General features: G+C 64.9%; 16 protein-coding genes and 1 pseudogene. 11 read left to right on the top strand and 6 right to left on the bottom strand.

The annotated features are described in order from the left end of the window. Positions 1-1071 carry a hypothetical protein gene (locus tag WKH79_RS04400; protein ID WP_050601211.1) on the bottom strand — a complete coding sequence of 357 codons (1071 nt, stop codon included), beginning with the start codon at positions 1069-1071 and terminating at the stop codon, positions 1-3. 106 nt (positions 1072-1177) lie between these two features. Here WKH79_RS04400 and WKH79_RS04395 point away from each other — a divergent pair, with 106 nt between their 5' ends. After that, positions 1178-1807: a class I SAM-dependent methyltransferase gene (locus tag WKH79_RS04395; protein WP_341859715.1), complete on the top strand. Its 630-nt coding sequence runs from the start codon at positions 1178-1180 to the stop codon at positions 1805-1807. 39 nt (positions 1808-1846) lie between these two features. On the opposite strand, the gene WKH79_RS04390 is transcribed toward WKH79_RS04395, so the two are convergent. Further along, positions 1847-4591, bottom strand: a complete 2745-nt coding sequence (locus WKH79_RS04390; RefSeq protein ID WP_341859714.1) for a ribonuclease E/G — start codon at positions 4589-4591, stop codon at positions 1847-1849. Positions 4592-5040: 449 nt separating this feature from the next. On the opposite strand from WKH79_RS04390, the gene WKH79_RS04385 reads away from it, so the two are divergent. From WKH79_RS04385 to WKH79_RS04360, 6 genes and pseudogenes are all read left to right on the top strand, one after another. Continuing rightward, positions 5041-5904 carry an N-acetylmuramoyl-L-alanine amidase gene (locus WKH79_RS04385; RefSeq protein ID WP_160767054.1) on the top strand — a complete coding sequence of 288 codons (864 nt, stop codon included), beginning with the start codon at positions 5041-5043 and terminating at the stop codon, positions 5902-5904. A gap of 63 nt (positions 5905-5967) precedes the next feature. Beyond that, positions 5968-8465: pseudogene (locus WKH79_RS04380) on the top strand (transglycosylase domain-containing protein). Between the two features lie 83 nt (positions 8466-8548). Then, positions 8549-9677, top strand: a protein-coding gene (gene prfB, locus WKH79_RS04375; protein WP_341859713.1) for a peptide chain release factor 2 whose coding sequence is annotated in 2 segments (ribosomal slippage) — positions 8549-8842 and positions 8844-9677 — 1128 coding nt in all. Because the reading frame shifts where the segments join, the coding sequence is not laid out codon by codon here. Between the two features lie 38 nt (positions 9678-9715). Further along, positions 9716-10417: a class I SAM-dependent methyltransferase gene (locus WKH79_RS04370; protein WP_341860092.1), complete on the top strand. Its 702-nt coding sequence runs from the start codon at positions 9716-9718 to the stop codon at positions 10415-10417. A gap of 27 nt (positions 10418-10444) precedes the next feature. Continuing rightward, entirely contained in the window at positions 10445-11851 is a 1407-nt protein-coding gene (locus tag WKH79_RS04365) for a nitronate monooxygenase (protein ID WP_341859712.1), read from the top strand. 71 nt (positions 11852-11922) lie between these two features. Next, entirely contained in the window at positions 11923-12570 is a 648-nt protein-coding gene (locus tag WKH79_RS04360; protein WP_341859711.1) for an alpha/beta hydrolase, read from the top strand. Here WKH79_RS04360 and WKH79_RS04355 read toward each other — a convergent pair. Beyond that, positions 12562-13578 (bottom strand): D-glycerate dehydrogenase, encoded by a 1017-nt coding sequence (locus tag WKH79_RS04355; RefSeq protein ID WP_341859710.1) that lies wholly within the window; start codon positions 13576-13578, stop codon positions 12562-12564. The two genes, WKH79_RS04360 and WKH79_RS04355, sit on opposite strands and share 9 nt — an antisense overlap. Positions 13579-13687: 109 nt before the next feature. On the opposite strand from WKH79_RS04355, the gene WKH79_RS04350 reads away from it, so the two are divergent. After that, positions 13688-14155 carry an SH3 domain-containing protein gene (locus tag WKH79_RS04350; RefSeq protein ID WP_063506588.1) on the top strand — a complete coding sequence of 156 codons (468 nt, stop codon included), beginning with the start codon at positions 13688-13690 and terminating at the stop codon, positions 14153-14155. Between the two features lie 3 nt (positions 14156-14158). Here the strand turns inward: WKH79_RS04350 and WKH79_RS04345 are convergent, their stop codons facing one another. The 3 genes from WKH79_RS04345 to WKH79_RS04335 are packed head-to-tail and all read right to left on the bottom strand — an operon-like array spanning position 14159 to position 16302. Continuing rightward, the gene (locus WKH79_RS04345; RefSeq protein WP_341859709.1) at positions 14159-14569 is read right to left on the bottom strand and encodes a hypothetical protein; all 411 of its coding nucleotides are present in this window, start codon (positions 14567-14569) and stop codon (positions 14159-14161) included. Between the two features lie 57 nt (positions 14570-14626). Then, complete coding sequence (locus tag WKH79_RS04340; RefSeq protein ID WP_341859708.1) at positions 14627-15049, bottom strand: hypothetical protein; 423 nt, start codon at positions 15047-15049, stop codon at positions 14627-14629. A gap of 56 nt (positions 15050-15105) precedes the next feature. Next, positions 15106-16302, bottom strand: coding sequence for an acetyl-CoA C-acyltransferase (locus WKH79_RS04335; protein ID WP_160766760.1), 1197 nt, complete (start codon positions 16300-16302; stop codon positions 15106-15108). A gap of 104 nt (positions 16303-16406) precedes the next feature. Here WKH79_RS04335 and WKH79_RS04330 point away from each other — a divergent pair, with 104 nt between their 5' ends. From WKH79_RS04330 to WKH79_RS04320, 3 genes are all read left to right on the top strand, one after another. Further along, positions 16407-17837 carry a coniferyl aldehyde dehydrogenase gene (locus WKH79_RS04330; RefSeq protein WP_082847423.1) on the top strand — a complete coding sequence of 477 codons (1431 nt, stop codon included), beginning with the start codon at positions 16407-16409 and terminating at the stop codon, positions 17835-17837. 130 nt (positions 17838-17967) lie between these two features. Next, positions 17968-18342, top strand: coding sequence for an NADH-quinone oxidoreductase subunit A (gene ndhC, locus WKH79_RS04325; protein ID WP_050601222.1), 375 nt, complete (start codon positions 17968-17970; stop codon positions 18340-18342). Position 18343: 1 nt separating this feature from the next. Then, entirely contained in the window at positions 18344-18910 is a 567-nt protein-coding gene (locus tag WKH79_RS04320) for an NADH-quinone oxidoreductase subunit B (protein WP_082835494.1), read from the top strand. Positions 18911-18916: the final 6 nt, after the last annotated feature.

Genomic DNA, 18916 nt, shown 5'->3' with positions numbered 1-18916 from the left:
TCAGACTTCGATGGTTTCGCCGCCGACATCCTCGGGCATCATCGCCAGATCGAACGGCACCCGTTCTGCCGTGATCACTCCCTGCCGGTCCATGCTGTAGGCCGCGATATGCTCGATCAGCTGGGCATGCGTCAGCCCGGCCAGTTGCGCCGCGCCCGAGACGGTCTTCTTCGACCACAGGTTGCACGACAGATTGACTTCCATGAACAGCACTTCCCCGGTCGTCGGAGTATAGCGGAACTCGAAACGTCCGTAATCGAACGGCCACAGTTCGGGCAGCATGGCGCGTGTGTATTCGCGGATCTTGCGCGTCATGACCGGGTTTTTCATCGCCACCAGCCGTTCCTTCGGACCTTCGGACAGCCCGCGCTTTTCCTCGTAGGAGCGAAAATTGCCTTCATCGCCCGGCATTTCGAAGCGCATGGTCGACAGCAGGATCGGTTCGGCTCCGCCAAGGACGGGGACCACCACGTCATAGGCACCCTCGTAGCGTTCGACGATCACGTCATGCCCCTCGGCATGCAGCTTGGCGATGTCGTTCTTGGCGGTTTCCCAGTCGGTCGGCATGCTGACTCCCCAGCTGGCGGAAGACGCATTGGGTTTGACCACCAGCCGTTCGAAAGCGAAGTCGGGATAGGGGATCCACTGGCATCCCCGCCGCGCGATCAGCCACGGTGCCACCGGCACGCCGCGCGCCACTGCCACTGTCTTCATTAGATGCTTGTCATCCGACAGGCCGCGCAGGATCGGGGAGGCACCGAGCGCGGGCAGGCCGATGCGCTGCGCAAGCAGCGGGCCGAGCATCTCGCTCATCGGATAGCCGGCCCGGTTGAGCAGTGTGAACAGGTAGTCGTGATCGGTCGGACCGAACAGTGCCGTGAAGTCGCTCGCGGGGGTCACGTCGAGGCCGATGGCGCGCAGCGTCGTCAGCACTTCGTGGTGATAGACCGCATGGTTGCCGTCCTCGCCATGCAGCGATCCGCCGGATTCGGCGTGCTTTGCCAGAAACAGGACGCGCAGCCGCTCCTTGTCGGCGGCGGGGATGCGGAACAGGTCGATCTTGTTGCTCATGCGCCGCGCTTTAGGCGCAGGCCCGGGGCCGGTCACGAATTTTGTGCTTGCCCGATTATCGTTAAGCGATAGCCTTACGGCCGGAAAAGCGGCTGAGGAGCGCGCGATGGGGTTGAAGCGCTGGTACGATGCACATGTGATGCCGCGGCTCATTACGCGCGCCTGCGGCCAGCCGGGGATCGAAGACCGCCGCCGTGCCATCGTCCCGCTCGCTCGCGGCAGGGTGTTCGAACTGGGCTGCGGCGGCGGATTGAACCAGTCGCTTTACGATCACGACAGGGTTACTGCCTTTTCCGGGATCGATCCGCATGGAAAATTGCTCGCCCGGGCGCGCCAGCGCGCCGAAGCGCGCGGATGGCCGGTCGATATCCGCCAGGGCGCGGGGGAAGACATCCCGTTTCCCGATGGCTCGTTCGATACGGTGGTGTGCACCTATACGCTATGTTCGGTCGATGATCCGGCGCGGGTCATGGCCGAAATGCGCCGCGTGCTGGCACCGGGCGGCCGGCTGCTGTTCCTCGAACACGGCCGTGCCCCCGATGCGGGCGTGGCGCTGTGGCAGGAGCGGCTCGAACCACTGTGGAAACCGCTGGCGGGTGGCTGCAATCTGACGCGCCCCGTGGGGGCGGCGCTGCGCGGTGCCGGTTTCGCGGTCGAACCGCTGGGCCAGGCCTATCTCGACAAGGCCCCGCGCGTGCTGGGGTGGATGGAATGGGGCGTGGCGCGCAAGGCCTGAGGGCCGGCAAGCGCAGCGGCTCGCCGACCCTCGAGGTCCTTATTCGTCGCCGAAAGTCCGCTGCCACCAGCCCCGCTTGGGCTTGGGGGCTTCAGCGGCCGGGGCCGGCTGTTCCGTAGCTTCGGGCGCAGGCGCCGGAGCAGGGGCGGGCTGGGGCGCCGGTTCCGCGGGGGCCTCGGCGGCCGGTTCCACTGCGGCATCGGCGGCAGGTTCGGCTTCCGCCTTCTTCTTGCGCGGAGCCCGCTTCTTGGGCGCGGGCTTGGCTTCGGCCTCGGCCTCGCTTTCGCCCGTTGCCGGATCACCGGCTTCGGCATCTGCCTTCTTCTTGCGCGGGGCGCGCTTTTTCGGTGCGGGCTTGGCTTCGGCCTCGGCCTCGCCGGTCGCCGGATCCGCCGCTTCGGTGTCGGCCTTCTTCTTGCGCGGTGCCCGCTTCCTGGGTTTGGGTTTTTCTTCCTCTTCCGCGGCGGCTTCGGCCGTTTCGGGGGAATCGCTCGGACCGGCGACGACTGCCATGTCGTCGACCACGGCTTCCGACACCTGTTCGAGGTTCTGCGCGTCTTCGGCGTTCACCTCGTCCGCGTTCCGGCCACGGCCGCGTCCACCCCGACGGCGTCCACCCCGACGGCGGCGCTTCTTGCCGTTGTCGTCACCGTCGTCGCCATCGTCATTGTCATTGTCCGATGAGGCGTCGTCATTGCCGTCGTCGCCATTGTCATCGTCATTGTCGTCCCGGTCGTCGTCCTGCGAACGGTTCTTGTTGCGACCACGGCCGCCCCGGCGCCGACGACGCTTCTTCCGCGGACGATCATCGTCGTTCTCGCCGTCGCCGTCGTTTTCGGCAGTTTCCTCGGCGGTTTCTTCTTCGTCGTCGTCCTCGTCCTCGTCCTGCTCATGGACGATCGGATCGAAACGCGGCGCGTCCTTCGGCTTGGGACCGTGGCTCGACACCACCATCTTGGCGCCTTCGTCCTCGCCCTCGGGCACGACTTCGACGGTCACGTGGTAGCGCTGTTCGATCTCCATCAGATCGGCGCGCTTCTCGTTGAGGAGATAGACCGCGGCTTCGGTGCTGGCGGCCAGGCGAATGACCGATCCCTTGCCCTTGGCAGCCTCGTCCTCGATCAGGCGCAGCGCCGAAAGACCCGCGCTCGACGCGGTGCGGACCAGCCCGGTGCCATCGCAGTGCGGGCATTCGCGCGTGGTCGCCTCGAGCACGCCGGTGCGCAGGCGCTGGCGGCTCATTTCCATCAGGCCGAAGCTGGAAATCCGGCCGACCTGGATCCGCGCGCGATCGTTTTTGAGCGCATCCTTCATCGCGCGTTCGACCTTGCGCGTGTTCGAATGGTGTTCCTGGTCAATGAAGTCGATGACCACGAGCCCGGCCATGTCGCGCAGCCGCAGCTGGCGAGCGATTTCACGCGCGGCTTCGAGATTGGTGTGCAGCGCGGTCTGCTCGATATTGTGCTCCTTGGTGGAGCGGCCCGAGTTGATGTCGATCGAAACCAGCGCTTCGGTAGGGTTGATGACCAGATAGCCGCCAGACTTGAGCTGGACCATCGGGTCGTACATCGCCTTGAGCTGATCCTCGGCGCCATAGCGCTGGAACATCGGCACCGGGTCGGAATATTGCTTCACGCGCCGGGCGTGGCTGGGCATCAGCAGTTTCATGAACTGCTTGGCCAGCTTGTAGCCTTCCTCGCCCTCGACAACGACTTCCTCGATCTCGCGATTGTAGATGTCGCGGATCGCGCGCTTGATCAAATCGCTGTCCGAATGGATCAGCGCGGGCGCGCTGGAGGACAGCGTGCGTTCGCGGATTTCGTCCCACAGCCGTGCGAGATAGTCGAAATCGCGCTTGATCTCGGTCTTGGTGCGGCTGAGTCCGGCGGTGCGCACGATCAGGCCCATGGCGCGCGGCAGGCTCAGCGAGCTGACGACCTGCTTGAGCCGCTTGCGGTCCGATGCGCTGGAAATCTTGCGCGAAATGCCGCCGCCGTGGCTGCTGTTGGGCATCAACACGGTGTAGCGACCGGCCAGGCTGAGATAAGTGGTCAGCGCGGCGCCCTTGTTGCCGCGTTCTTCCTTGACGACCTGGACGAGCAGCACCTGGCGGCGCTGGATGACGTCCTGGATCTTGTAGCGGCGGCGCAGCGCCATGCGCTTGGCCCGCGCTTCGTCGACTTCCTTGGTCCGCGCGCGGCCCTTGCCGTTCTGGCGGCGGCCACGCGGGCGGCGACCACGGCCGCGTCCGCGCGACTTGTCGTCGTCATCGTCCGAACTCTCGTCATCCGAATCGTCGTCGTCCTCATTGCCGTCGAGATGGCCTTCCTCGATCGTGGCGACATCGTCCTTGTCGGAGGTGTCGACTTCCTCGAGCCCGTCTTCGGCGAGGTCTTCGGCAAGCGCTTCGGAGCTTTCGTCGTCGGCGTCGTATTCGTCGCCGGGCATTTCGCCGCGGTCTTCTTCCTCTTCACGCAGCCGCGCTTCTTCCTCGGCAGCTTCGGCCTCGGCTTCGAGCAGCGCTTCGCGATCTTCCTTGGGGATCTGGTAGTAGTCGGGGTGGATCTCGCTGAAGGCGAGGAAGCCGTGGCGGTTGCCACCGAAATCCACGAAGGCCGCCTGCAGCGACGGTTCGACCCGTGTAACCTTGGCTAGGTAGATATTGCCTTTGATCTGCTTGTGATCGGCAGATTCGAAATCGAATTCTTCAATCCGGTTGCCCTTGAGCACCGCCACCCGGGTTTCTTCCTGGTGGCGCGCATCGATAAGCATGCGCGTTGCCATGTATCTGTCTCCAGCCGCGTCGGGGCAGGGATGACCCTGCAAAAGCGCGGCGATTTATGTTGGAAAATCCGCGGCCCTCCTGGGGCATCGCGGTGTTTGCGAACCGGCCGCGCCCTGCTGGTGCAGGAGGCCGGGTATTCGTGACTGCGGGAGTGGCCGCGCGCTGTTTCTGCGCTGTCCGACCCGACACGGCTGCACGGGCTTGCGCCAGTGCTGCGAATGTCGGGGAGTAACGGGCCATGTCCGGCATCAACCTGTATTGACTTGGGCCTGAGCGGGACTGCCGCTGCGGCCTGAAAAACCACGGTTTTTCCATGTGACCCTCTTCGTCGCGCATTGTTCGCGCCGATCGGAGGCACCGGGAAACCGATGACATGTCGCTAGCACCGTGGGTTTCACACGGCAACCATATTGCGTCATTCGGCAACAAGGCCGTAACCATGCGGCCAATGTCGATACGGGCGCAAATCCTCCTGCTCATTCTCTTGCCGCTCGCCGCAGTGGCGCTGCTGGTCGTTTCGGCGCAGCGCATACCCGTGCCCGAAATGGGGCGTGGCTATGTCCTGCGGGTGGAATTGCCGCGCGTCGACAGGCCGGCCGACCTGCCCGAGGTCGCGGGCCGCGCGGGGCTGCCGCTGGTGGTGATCGATGCCGGTCACGGCGGACACGATCCCGGGGCCTCGGGGCAGGGTTACCGCGAGAAGACGATCGTACTGGGTCTCGCCCGCGCGCTGCGCGACCGGTTGGAGGAAGAGGGCCGGGTGCGGGTCGCGCTGACGCGCGATGACGATCGCTATCTCGTGCATGCCGAGCGCGTCGATATCGCCCGCCGGCTCGATGCCGACCTGTTCCTGTCGATCCATGCCGACAGCGCGGGCGAGGCGGCGGAGGTGACCGGGGCGAGCATCTACACGCTGTCGAACAAGGCATCGAGCGAGGCCGCCGCGCTGTTCGCCGAACGCGAGAACGCATCCGACCGGATAAACGGGACCGATGTCGGCGCGCAAAGCGACGTCGTCAGCACGATCCTGGTCGAACTCTCGCAGCGCCGTACGCAGGAGCAGTCGGACGCCTTCGCCCGGCTGATCCGGCGCGAGGCCGAAGGGGCGATCCGGTTCCATCCGCAAGCGCGCAAATCGGCCGCGCTCAAGGTGCTGCGCGCACCCGACGTGCCATCGGTGCTGTTCGAAAGCGGCTTCATCACCAATGAAGACGACGCGCGCCGCCTGGCGTCGCCCGAGGGGCGGGCGCGTTTCGCCGAAGTCATGGCGCGGGCGATCCGCAGCTATTTCGCCCGCCAGCAAGAAAGCTGATCCCACCACGCTGTTCGTTCTGGCGATTTGCAGAATGACCATGCTAGAGGTCCTCGCACTATCATGCCAGAACAAGCCGCCCTGCAATATTATCGCTACCGTATCAGCCGCGATCCCAAGCGGCTGATCGCGTGGTTCGGTGACAATTGGTCGCACAATCGCAAGCTGCGCGTGCTCAGCTATCTCGGCGGCTTCGCGGTGGTGGCCATCCTGCTCGCCTGGGCGACGCTGGGTCGCAACCTGCCCGATGCCGAATCGCTGCTGGAATATGAAACGCCGCTGCCCACGGTAGTGCGCGGGATCGACGGCGAAATCGTCAGCACCTATGCGCGCGAACGGCGCGTTCAGCTGCAGTATGTGGATTTCCCCGAGCGGCTGACGCAGGCCTTCCTGTCGGCCGAGGACAAGACGTTCTTCAGCCATGGCGGGGTGGATGTCACCGGCACGGCGAATGCAGTGATCGACTATGCGACCAAGTTCGGGTCGGGCGAACGCGCGGTCGGCGGGTCGACGATCACCCAGCAGGTCGCCAAGAACCTGCTGCTGGGCGACGAATATTCGGTGACCCGCAAGCTGAAGGAAATGATCCTCGCCACGCGCATCGAAAGCGTGCTGACGAAGGAGGAAATCCTCGAACTCTATCTCAACGAGATTCCGCTGGGGCGGCGCAGTTTCGGCGTGCAGGCGGCAGCGCGTGCCTATTTCGACAAGGATGTCGGCGATCTCGACCTGCATGAGATGGCCTTCCTTGCCATCCTGCCCAAGGCCCCCGAGCGCTATGGCCGCGAACGGTATCGCGACATGGCGATCGTGCGGCGCAATTTCGTGCTCGACCAGATGGTGGCGAACGATTTCGTCGCGTCGGAAGAGGCCGAAGCGGCCAAGCGGAAGGGCCTGGGGCTGGTCGAACAGCAACGGACGCGTTCGGCCGATGCGGGGTATTTCCTCGAGGAAGTCCGCCGCCAGTTGATCGACCAGTTCGGCGAAACCGCCGACGATGGCCGCAACAGCGTCTATTCGGGCGGGCTGTGGGTGCGCACCTCGCTCGATCTCGAACTGCAGGATGCCGCGCGCGACGCGCTGCGGGCGCAGCTTATCAGCTATCACGGCAATCGCGGGTTTACCGGGCCGATCGCCACGCTCAATCCCGACAATGGCGATCTTACCGCGCAGCTCGCTTCGTCCAACATCGGGATCAACTATCGCGACTGGCGCGTCGGCGTGGTGACAGCGCCGGGGCGGATCGGCTTTTCCGATGGCGAGGAATTCGCGCTGTCGGGCGGGCCCTCGTCGCTCAAGCCAGGCGATGTGGTCGCCGCGGCAAGGTCGGGCGCGGGCTATGCGATCCGCGGCGTTCCCGAGGTCTCGGGCGCGTTCCTTGCCGAAGCGCCGCAAACCGGCCGGGTCCTCGCCATGCAGGGCGGCTTCGACAGCCGGCTCGGCAGCTTCAACCGCGCGACGCAGGCGCTGCGGCAGCCGGGGTCGACGATCAAGCCCTTCGTCTATGCCGCCGCGCTGGACCAGGGAATGACCCCGGCGACGCAGGTGCCCGACCAGACGTTCTGTGTCTGGCAGGGCGCCAATCTGGGCGAGAAATGCTTCCGCAACTTCGGCGGCGGCGGGGGCGGTGTCCATACGCTGCGCTGGGGCCTCGAACAGAGTCGCAACCTGATGACGGTCCACATTGCTGACGATGCCGGAATGGACAATGTGATCAAGACGATCGACCGGCTCGGCATCGGCTCCTACGAACCCTATTATTCCTTCGCGCTGGGCGCGGGCGACACCACGGTGGCGCGGATGGTCAACGCCTATGCCGCGCTGGCCAACTGGGGCCGGCAGAACCCGGGCTCGGTGATCGATTACGTCCAGGACCGCGACGGCAAGGTGATCTTCCGCACGGACACGCGCAACTGTTCGGGATGCAACATGGCCGAATGGGACGGGCAGCCGATGCCGCGCTTCGACGTGTCGGGCAAGCAGGTGCTCGACCCGCGCACCGCGTTCCAGATGGTCCACATGCTGCAGGGCGTGGTCACTCGCGGTACCGCGGTCCGCCTGCGCAGCCTCGACCTGCCGCTGTTCGGCAAGACCGGCACCACCAATGGCCCGACCAATGCCTGGTTCGTCGGCGGCTCGCCCGAAATCATCGCCGGCATGTACGTCGGCTTCGACCAGCCGCGCAATCTGGGCGGCTGGGTGCAGGGCGGCAATACCGCGGCCACGATCATGAAGCGCTTCGTCGAAGCCACTCCGGATCGCTGGCAGGCCGAGGATTTCGTAGCCCCGCCGGGCGTGCGGATGGTCAAGATCGACCGCCGCAGCGGCAAGCGCGTGTTCGAAGGAACCCCGTCGAACGAGCCCACCGCTTCGATCATCTGGGAAGCCTTCAAGCCCGACACCGAACCGCCGCGGGCGACACGCAGCGATGCGATCGCCGCCAAGCGCAACGAGATTCTCGAGCTGATCCGCCGCGGCCGGCAGGGGCGCTATCGGCGCGCGCGCGCGATGGCGGCGACCAGCCCAACGATTTCGTCGAGGACCAGGGCGGCATCTACTGACGCACGCGTCACGCCGCCGCTGCACTTTACAATCGCCCTGCGCATATTAGGGGCAGGTCCAAGCAGATCCGAAGGAATTTCCTATGCGTGCCGAAGGGCAGGCCCATATCGACCGTATCCAAGCCGCGCTGTCGCTGGTGCGCCAGTCGCTCGACTGGGAGCAGGCGCTGCGCCGGCTCGACGAACTCGACGCGCGCGTCCAGGACCCCACCCTGTGGGACGATCCCAAGCAGGCGCAGGCGATCACGCAGGAACAGAAACGCCTCGAAACAGCGATCAACACGGTGCGCGAAATCGAGAGCGAGATGGCCGATGCGATCGAATTCGTCGAGATGGGCGAAGCCGAAGGCGATGCCGAGGTCGAGCGTGAAGGGCTCGATCTCGCTCGCCGGGCTGGCCGACCGCGCCGACCGCGACAAAGTCCAGGCGCTGCTTTCGGGCGAAGCCGACGGCTCCGATACCTATCTGCAGATCAACGCCGGTGCGGGCGGCACCGAAAGCCAGGACTGGGCGGACATGCTGCTGCGCATGTATGCGCGCTGGGCCGAACGGCGCGGCTTCAAGGTCGAAACGGTCGAATATGCCGCGGGCGACCAGGCCGGGATCAAGAGCGCGACGCTGCTGATCAAGGGCGAGAACGCCTATGGCTATGCCAAGACCGAGAGCGGCGTTCACCGGCTCGTGCGGATCAGCCCCTACGACAGCTCGGCGCGGCGCCACACCAGCTTCAGCTCGGTGTGGGTCTATCCGGTGATCGACGACGACATCGACATCGAGATCAATCCCGCCGACCTCAAGATCGACACTTACCGCGCCAGCGGCGCGGGCGGGCAGCACGTCAACACGACCGATTCCGCCGTCCGTATCACCCACCAGCCCACCGGCATCGTCGTCGCCAGCCAGAACGACCGCAGCCAGCACAAGAACCGCGCCACCGCGATGAACATGCTGAAAGCGCGGCTGTTCGAACGCGAGATGGCCGAACGCGAGGCAGCGGCTTCGGGCGAATACCAGGAAAAGAGCGACATCGGGTGGGGGCACCAGATCCGGTCCTATGTGCTGCAGCCGTATCAGATGGTGAAGGACCTGCGCACCGGCGTTCAGTCGCCCACGCCCGACGACGTGCTCGACGGCGCGCTCGACCCGTTCATCTCGGCCGCGCTGGCGCAGCGGGTGACCGGCGAGAAGGTCGAGGTAGAGGATACCGAGTGAGGCACCGCCTCCTCTCGACCCTGCTGGTCGCGGCGGCATTGGCCGGCTGCGAGGGCAATGCGCGATTGGCCGATGACGGCCCGCGCTTTCCCGAACCCGACCGCCCGGTGTCCGAACTGGGATCGAACCAGTTCTCGACCGAAGACCAGCGCGACAGCCGCGGCGAGGCGAGCACGGTGATGGAGCTTGCCGAGATCGCCGAGGGCATGACCGTGGCCGACATCGGCGCGGGCAATGGCTATTACACCGTTCGCCTGGCCGAACGCGTCGGCGATGACGGCCGCGTGCTGGCGCAGGATATCGACGGCGCCGCGCTGACCCGGCTAGCCCGCCGGATCGAGCGCTACCGGCTCGAAAACGTCTCGATCCGCCAGGGCGAACTGGCCGATCCGATGCTGCCTGCCGACAGTTTCGATCGCATTTTCATGGTCCACATGTACCACGAGATCGAAAGCCCCTATGAATTCCTCTGGCGGATGTGGCCCGCGCTGCGCGAGGGCGGGCAGGTGGTCGTCGTCGATATCGACCGGCCGACCGACCAGCACGGGATCGACCCGCTGCTGCTGAGCTGCGAATTCGAAGCGGTCGGTTACGAGCTGGTGGCGTTCAAGGACGCGCCCGAACTGGCGGGGTACTATGCACAGTTCAAGGCAGCCGCTACGAGACCCGCTCCCGGAGAGATAGAGCGCTGCCGCGGCGATCGTGCCGCGCTAGGCGCCAGGGCCGAACGGCCTGCATAAGACAAAAGCAGAGAAAGCGTTGAGTTTATGAGTTTCAAGGGTCTCGAGCCGATCAGCTATGGCGGCAAGGAAGTCTGGCCGCTGGTCGAAGGCGGCAAGGGCGTGTCCGCCACCAATCACCTGAGTTCGGGTGCCTGGGCCGCCGCGGGCGGCATCGGCACCGTCAGCGCGGTCAATGCCGACAGCTATGACGAGGACGGCAACCCGATCCCGCAGGTCTATCCGCAGGCGACCCGCGTCGAACGCTTCGAACAGCTGGTGCGCTACGGCATCGAAGGCGGCACCGAACAGGTCAAGCGTGCGCACGAAATCTCGGGCGGCAAGGGCGCGATCAACATCAACGTGCTGTGGGAAATGGGCGGCGCGCAGCAGGTCCTCGAAGGCATTCTCGAAAACTGCCCCGGCCTCGTCACCGGCGTCACCTGCGGCGCGGGCATGCCCTACAAGCTCGCGGAAATCGCCGCGAAGCACAATGTCCACTACCTGCCCATCGTCAGCTCGGCGCGCGCGTTCCGTGCGCTGTGGAAGCGCAGCTATTCCAAGGTCCCCGACCTGATGGCGGCAGTGGTTTACGAAGACCCCTGGCTTGCGGGTGGCCACAACGGCCTGTCCAACGCCGAGGACCCGACCAAGCCCGAGGATCCCTATCCGCGCGTTGCCGCGCTGCGCGACACGATGCGCAAGGAAGGCGTGTCCGAAGACACTGCCATCGTCATGGCGGGCGGCGTGTGGTTCCTGCGCGAATGGAACGACTGGATCGACAATCCCGAGCTGGGCAAGATCATGTTCCAGTTCGGCACGCGTCCGCTGCTGACGCAGGAAAGCCCGATCCCCAATGTGTGGAAGGACATGCTGCGCACGGTCGAGCCGGGCGACGTATTGCTGCACAAGTTCAGCCCGACCGGTTTCTATTCCAGCGCGGTGAAGACGCCGTTCCTCTACGATCTGATGCATCGCAGCGAACGCCAGATCCCGATCTTCAAGCGCGACGAGGAGGAAGGGACCATTCCGCTGGCCGATCACGGCAAGGCGAAATATTTCTTCGTCCATCCCGGTGACCAGCGCAAGGCGCAGGCGTGGATGCACGAGGGCTTTACCGAAGCGCTCAAGACGCCCGACGACACGGTGGTGTTCACCACGCCCGAAAGCGCCGAGCAGATCCGCGCCGACCAGCAGGCCTGCATGGGCTGCCTGTCGCACTGCCAGTTCTCGAGCTGGAAGGATCACGACAACCACACCACCGGGCGGCTTGCCGATCCGCGCAGCTTCTGCATCCAGAAAACGCTGCAGGACATCGCTCATGGCGGCGACCCGGACGAGAACCTCGCCTTTGCCGGTCACGCGGCCTACCGCTTCAAGCAGGACCCGTTCTATTCGAACAACTACACCCCCACGGTGCAGGAACTGGTCGAGCGGATTTTGACGGGGGATTGAGCGCCTTGGACGGGGATGGCGGCTCGGACACGAAGGCTCCATCGCTTCTGAAATGGATGCGGGAGCCCCTCATGTTCCCGAAGATCGCGCTTGCCCCGTACCGACGCCCCGTGACCACCGAGCCCATGGGGCAAGGGCGTCCTGTCCTTGTCGTGCCGGGAATGGCATCGGGTGACCGTTCAACCGCGTTTCTTCGCTCCTCGCTCGCCGCTGCCGGCTACAAGCCATACGCGGCGGGCCTGGGCCGCAACCTGACGATCTCAGCTGTGAAGTTTATGGCTCTGGAAACGCTGTTGTCGGACATCGTCGATCGGTCGGACCAAAGGGCGATTTTGCTGGGCTGGAGCCTTGGTGGCTTCTACGCTCGCGTGCTTGCCCAACGACATCCGGAGAAGGTCGCGATGGTGCTGACGCTTGGCACTCCGTTTTCGGGGGACAGGAGAGACAATAACGCCTGGCGGCTCTACGAATTGTTTGCCGACCACACAGTCGATCATCCCCCAATACACGATGACCCCGCCACCAAACCCGAGGCCTATACGGTCGCCATGTGGTCGCCCGTCGATGGGGTTGTTTCGCCTCGGAGTGCCAGGGGTGAGGCCACTGAACGGGATGAGGAGGTAAAGTTCCCTTTCCGCCATTTCGAGATGGGGTGTTCGCGTTCCGCCGTAAGGCGGATCGTGGAACTGGTGAACGAACGGATCGGCAAGTTACACTAGCCCGCTAAGCACCTGATCGGGCGGGCGGTGGCCGTCGGCCCACATGCGGATATTGGCGATCACCTTCAGACCGCTGTCCTCGCGCCCCTCGCGCGTGGCGCTGCCGATATGCGGCAGTGTCATCACGTTGGGGTGGGCGATCAGCCGTGCGTCGACATCGGGTTCGTCGGGATAGACGTCGAGCCCCGCACCCGCGAGTTTGCCGCTTTCCAGCGCGGCGATCAGCGCTTCCTGGTCGACCAGATCGCCGCGGGCAGTGTTGATGAGGCAGGCGCCGTCCTTCATCAGGCCGATCCGCCGCGCATCGATCATGTGGTGCGTATCGGGGCCGGCGGGACAGTGCAGCGACAGGATATCGGCTTCGCTCATCAGGTCGTCGAGCTGTTCGACCCAGCGCGCCTTGAACATGCGTTCCACCGCTTCGGGCAGCCGCTTGCGGTTGTGATAGGCGATCTCGAGCCCGAAAGCATGCGCCCGGTGTGCCACCGCCTGGCCGATCCGGCCCATGCCGACGATCCCCAGCACCTTGCCCGCCAGCTTGGTCCCGAGCAGCGCAGTAGGCGTCCAGCCGGTCCACCGGCCGCTGCGGATCAGTTCGACCCCTTCACGGATGCGGCGGGGCACGCCGATAATCCCCGACATGGCGAGATCGGCGGTGTCGTCGGTGAAGACGCCCGGGGTGTTAGTGACCAGGATATTGCGCGCGGAAGCCGCTGCGAGGTCGATGTGTTCGGTGCCCGCGCCGAAATTGGCGATCAGCCCCAATTGCCGGCCGGCAGCGGCGATCATTTCGGCATCGATCCGGTCGGTCACCGTCGGCACCAGCACGTCGTATTCCTGCATCGCGGCGACCAGCTGTTCGCGCGCGAGCGGCTGATCCTCGGTGTTGAGGCTGACGTCGAACAGCTCGCGCATGCGGCTTTCGACCGAAGGCATCAGGTGACGCGTGACGAAGACGCGCGGCGTGCGTTCGAGACGCTTGGCGGGGCGGGTGTCGGGGCTTTCCATGTGTGCAGTAGCGCTAGGACGGCGGCGGCGCCGTGGTCAAGGATCTGCCTGCGATATCGCGCATCAAGGGCGTTGACTGGAAGCGCGCGATGCCCGATTCACCACCGCGATGTTTGCACGCCTATTCATGCCTTTCCTGCTGCTGGCCGGCCTTGCTGCTCCCCTGCAGGCGCAGGACCGCGAAACCCCCTATTGGGCGACGATCCGTGCAAGCGTGCTCAACATGCGTGTCGGCCCGAGCGCGGATTACAAGATTGACTGGGTCTACCGGCTTCCCGGCCTGCCGGTGAAGGTCCTGCGACTGATGGAAGGCTGGCGGCTGATCGAGGATCCCGACGGCGCGCAGGGGTGGGTCGTGGCCCGGCTGCTCAGTCCCGATCGCGGGGCCATTGTCATCGGGGACGGCCTGGCCGAACTGCGCGATGGCCCGTCGCACGACGCGATGCTTAAATGGCGCGTCGAACCCGGCGTGGTCGGCGCGCTCGGAGGCTGCGACGATGGCTGGTGCGAACTTCGCATCGACGATTATCGGGGCTATATCGCGCAGAACCGGCTGTGGGGCGCGGGCGAACCCTGAAGGTTATCCGCCGATCGGGCGGATCGTGTAGCTCTCGCTTCCGTCGTCGCGCGTGCTTGTGAAACTCCCGTCTTCGGCCAAGGCGGAATTCGTCCAGCAGCGTTCCTGCTGATCGGGCCCGTCTCCATCCGGATCGAAGCAGGCGAGGCCGCGCTCGTCCAGCCAGGTTCCGCGTCCGACTTCATTGCCTTCGCCATCGAGATCCGCATAGGTTCCGTCAGGCTTGACGACAGTCTGCGAATAGACCGTTCCGTCACCGCCCTCGATGGCATATCTGCCCGGTCCCATCACATAGGCGGCAGGAGAGGCACGTTCGCTCCCTTCGATCGGCGTTTGCATGTCGGCGTTGGTCTCGTTGCTGCATCCGGCAATCAGCGCCCCAAGCACAACGATCGGCAAAAGCTTGAACGTCATGAAATCCTCCCTTGCGAACGATAAGGGCGGCTAGCGTAGCGCCGCCCTGATCGTTTGTCATTCCGACGGGGCGGCCATCGCTTGGGCTTCGACCTTGCGGACGGAGGACTGGACCGTGCCGTCTTCGCCGCGCATTTCGAAAGCACCGTCTTCTGCCGGCGCACCCCCGGTATAGCATTCCTCGGGATCGTTGCCTTCCGGATCGAAGCACATCGTGCCATTGTCGCCGGTGCGCCAAGTGCCGCCGCCGATGCGGGTGCCATCGGGAGTCGTGTCGACGTAGGTACCATCGGCATTGATGGTCTGCATCGTGACGCTGCCGTCGGCGAGCTTCACCTCATAGGTGCCGGCGACATTACCGGTGGCGGTGCTGTCGAGCGTCGTGTCAGCGGTTTCGATCGGCTCGACCGGAGCCTCTGCCTCGTTGGAACCGCAGGCGGCAAGCGCCACACTGGATGCGGCGACCAGAAACTTCTTCATGGATACTTCCCCTTTCGCCCGCCTCAACGCGCGCGAAAGGGGTAAGTGCCCGAATATCAGACCAGTTCGACTGCGACCGCCGTGGCTTCGCCGCCGCCGATGCACAACGAGGCGACACCCCGCTTCTTGCCCTGTTGCTTGAGGGCGTTGAGCAGCGTCACGATGATGCGTGTGCCGCTGGCGCCGATCGGGTGGCCGAGAGCCGTGCCGCCGCCGTTCACGTTGATCTTGTCGTGCGGGATGCCGATGTCGCGCATCGCGAACATGGCGACGCAGGCGAAGGCCTCGTTGACTTCCCACAGTTCGACCTCGTCCGCGCTCCAGCCGGCCTTGTCGAGGACCTTCTCGATCGCGCCGATCGGGGCGACGGTGAACTGCGCGGGTTCCTGCGCATGCGCGGCCATGGCGACGATCTTCGCTACCGGCTGCTGGCCATTGGCCTTGGCGACGCTTTCGCGGCTCAGAACCACGGCCGCCGCACCGTCGGAGATCGATGACGAGGTCGCTGCGGTGATCGTGCCGTCCTTGGCGAAGGCGGGGCGCAGCTGCGGGATCTTGTCGGGACGGCCCTTGCCGGGCTGCTCGTCATGCTCGACCGTGACTTCGCCCTTGCGGGTCGAGAAGGTGACCGGGACCACTTCGTCGGCAAAGGCACCGCTGTCGATCGCGGCATTCGCGCGGCGTAGCGATTCGATCGAGTATTCGTCCATTTCCTCGCGCGTCATCTGGTAGTCATTGGCGGTTTCCTGCGCGAAAGTGCCCATCGCGCGGCCTTCTTCGTACGCGTCCTCGAGCCCGTCGAGGAACATGTGGTCATAGGTGGTGTCGTGCCCGAGGCGCGCGCCGCTGCGGTGCTTCTTGAGCAGGTAGGGAGCATTGGTCATGCTCTCCATCCCGCCCGCGACGACATAGTCCACCGTGCCGCTGGCGAGCGCTTCGGCGCCCATGATCACCGTCTGCATGCCGCTGCCGCAGACCTTGTTGACGGTGGTCGCCTGGACCGACTTGGGCAGGCCTGCCTTGATCGATGCCTGCCGCGCGGGCGCCTGGCCGAGCCCGGCGGGAAGGACGCAGCCCATGTAGGTGCGGTCGAAACTGTCCACCGGCACGCCCGAGCGCTCGACCGCGGCCTTCACTGCCGTGGCCCCGAGATCGGTGGCCGAGACATCGGCGAGCGCGCCCTGCATGCCGCCCATCGGGGTGCGGGCGTAAGACAGGATGACGACGGGATCGGATGCGCTGAACTGGGTCATGCTTGTGTATGTCCTTCGGTTCTGGAATATCGGTTGCCAATGGCGACCTATCTGGTGGCCCACAACCTAGTGCTGCGATGCAGCAATATCAAACGGAGAGAGCAATGGCGGACGACCGGAAAACCGAAATGGAAGCCGTATTGCGCAAGCAGCGCGCCGCGCACCACCAGATGCGCCCCGAACCGCTGGCGCTGCGCAAGGACCGCATCCAGCGCGCGATGAAGCTGCTCACCGATCATGCCGACGACCTTTGCAAGGTGATGGCCGCCGATTTCGGCAATCGCTCGCCGCACCAGTCGATGATCACCGACATCGCGGGCACGGTGAACTTCGGCAAGTACTGTCTCAAGCACATGGACAAATGGTCGCGCCCCGAAAAGCGCCATGTCCAGTTCCCGCTCGGCCTGCTGGGTGCGAAGGCCGAGGTGCGCTACGAGCCCAAGGGCGTGGTGGGCATCCTCAGCCCGTGGAACTTCCCCGTCAATCTCAGCTTCGGCCCGCTGATGCAGATCTTCGCTGCGGGCAATCGCGCGATGATCAAGCCGAGCGAATTCACCGAGAAGACCAGCCTGCTGACCAAGGAACTGGTCGAGGAATACTTCACCCCCGACGAATGCGCGGTGTTCACCGGCGGGCCCGAAGTCGCCGCCGCGTTCAGCGAACTGCCGTTCGACCACCTGATCTTCACCGGTTCGACCGCGACGGGGCGCAAGGTTATGGAATCGGCGGCCAAGAACCTCGTCCCCGTCACGCTCGAACTGGGCGGCAAGAGCCCGGTGTTCCTCGGCGAAAGTGCCGATTTCGCCAAGGCGGGCGAGCGGGTGGCATTGGGCAAGATGCTCAATGCGGGCCAGATCTGCCTCGCGCCCGATTACCTCTACGTCCCCGAAAGCAAGCAGGACGAGGCAATCCACGGCGTGTGGCAGGGCACGGCCAACATGTACCCCACGCTGCTCGATAACGAGGACTACGCCAGCGTCGTCACCGACCGCCATTTCGACCGCCTGCAGGAGCTGGTTGCCGATGCGCGCGACAAGGGCGCAGAGGTGATCGAGGTCAATCCCGGGAACGAGGATTTCTCCAACACCAATGCGCGCAAGATGCCGCTGACGATCCTCAAGAACGTCAATGACGACATGCGCGCGATGCAGGAGGAAATCTTCGGCCCGGTCCTGCCGGTGAAGACCTATCGCCACATCGACGAGGCGATCGATTACGTGAACGACCACGATCGCCCGCTGGGCCTGTATTTCTTCGGCCAGGACAGCGACGAGCGCGAGAAGGTGCTGTCGCGGACGATCAGCGGCGGCGTGACGGTCAACGACGTTATCTTTCACGTGTCGATGGAAGACCTGCCGTTCGGCGGAGTCGGACCGAGCGGGATGGGCAGCTATCACGGGGTCGAGGGCTTCCGCGAATTCAGCCACGCACGCAGCATCTATACCCAGCCCAAGATCGACGTCGCCAAGCTGGGCGGATTCAAGCCGCCCTATGGGCCCGCGACTGAAAAAGCGGTCAAAACGATGATGAAGTAACACCCCGGGGCAGGGGGTGTGCGCGGGGTGCGGAATTGTTGCGAATTGTTCGCATTTCTGCACCCTTGCGCCATCTGGGTGAGGGGCCTAGAGGCGGGCGCGAACCAAGCTTTACGCCTAGGAATCATTCGTGGTCGACCTCGAACAATACCTGCCCATCCTGATCTTCCTGATATTCGCCGCAGGGCTTTCGGCGCTGTTCGTCTTCCTGCCGATGGGCGTGTCGCGGCTGACCGGAGCGCACAAGCCGGATGCCGAGAAGCTTAGCGAATATGAATGCGGTTTCCCCGCCTTCGAAGACCCGCGGAGCCAGTTCGACGTCAAGTTCTACCTCGTGGCGATCAGCTTCCTGCTGTTCGATCTCGAGGCCTCGTTCCTGTTTCCCTGGGCGGTAAGCCTCGAATACACCGGCTGGACCGGCTGGATCGCGATGATCATCTTCCTCGGCATTCTGGCGGTCGGCCTGGCCTATGAATGGAAGATGGGCGCACTGGACTGGGAATGACATGAGCAATTCGACCATCATCACCCCGCCGCAGACCGTGCCCGCCGCGCAGGGCGGCGAAACCCGCCAGCCCGACGCGGACTATTTCAACGCGCTCCAGACCGAGGTGAACGACAAGGGGTTCCTCGTCACCAGCACCGAGGACCTGTTCCAGTGGGCGCGCACCGGATCGCTGTGGTGGATGACCTTCGGCCTCGCCTGCTGCGCGGTCGAGATGATCCACGTCAACATGCCGCGCTACGACATGGAGCGCTTCGGCGTCGCTCCGCGCGCCTCGCCGCGGCAGAGCGACGTGATGATCGTCGCCGGTACGCTGTGCAACAAGATGGCGCCCGCGCTGCGCAAGGTCTACGACCAGATGTCGGAGCCCAAGTATGTCATCTCGATGGGCAGCTGCGCCAATGGCGGCGGCTATTACCATTACAGCTATTCGGTGGTGCGCGGCTGCGACCGTATTGTCCCCGTCGACATCTATGTTCCCGGGTGCCCGCCGACCGCCGAAGCGCTGCTTTACGGCGTGATGCAGCTGCAGCGGAAAATCCGCCGCGCGGGCACGATCGAGAGGTAGGGCGCA

Origin of the sequence: Qipengyuania sp. GPGPB31 (assembly GCF_038396345.1) — a bacterium.
GTDB classification, from domain to species: domain Bacteria; phylum Pseudomonadota; class Alphaproteobacteria; order Sphingomonadales; family Sphingomonadaceae; genus Qipengyuania; species Qipengyuania citrea.
This window is presented reverse-complemented; position numbering and strand designations above follow the sequence as displayed.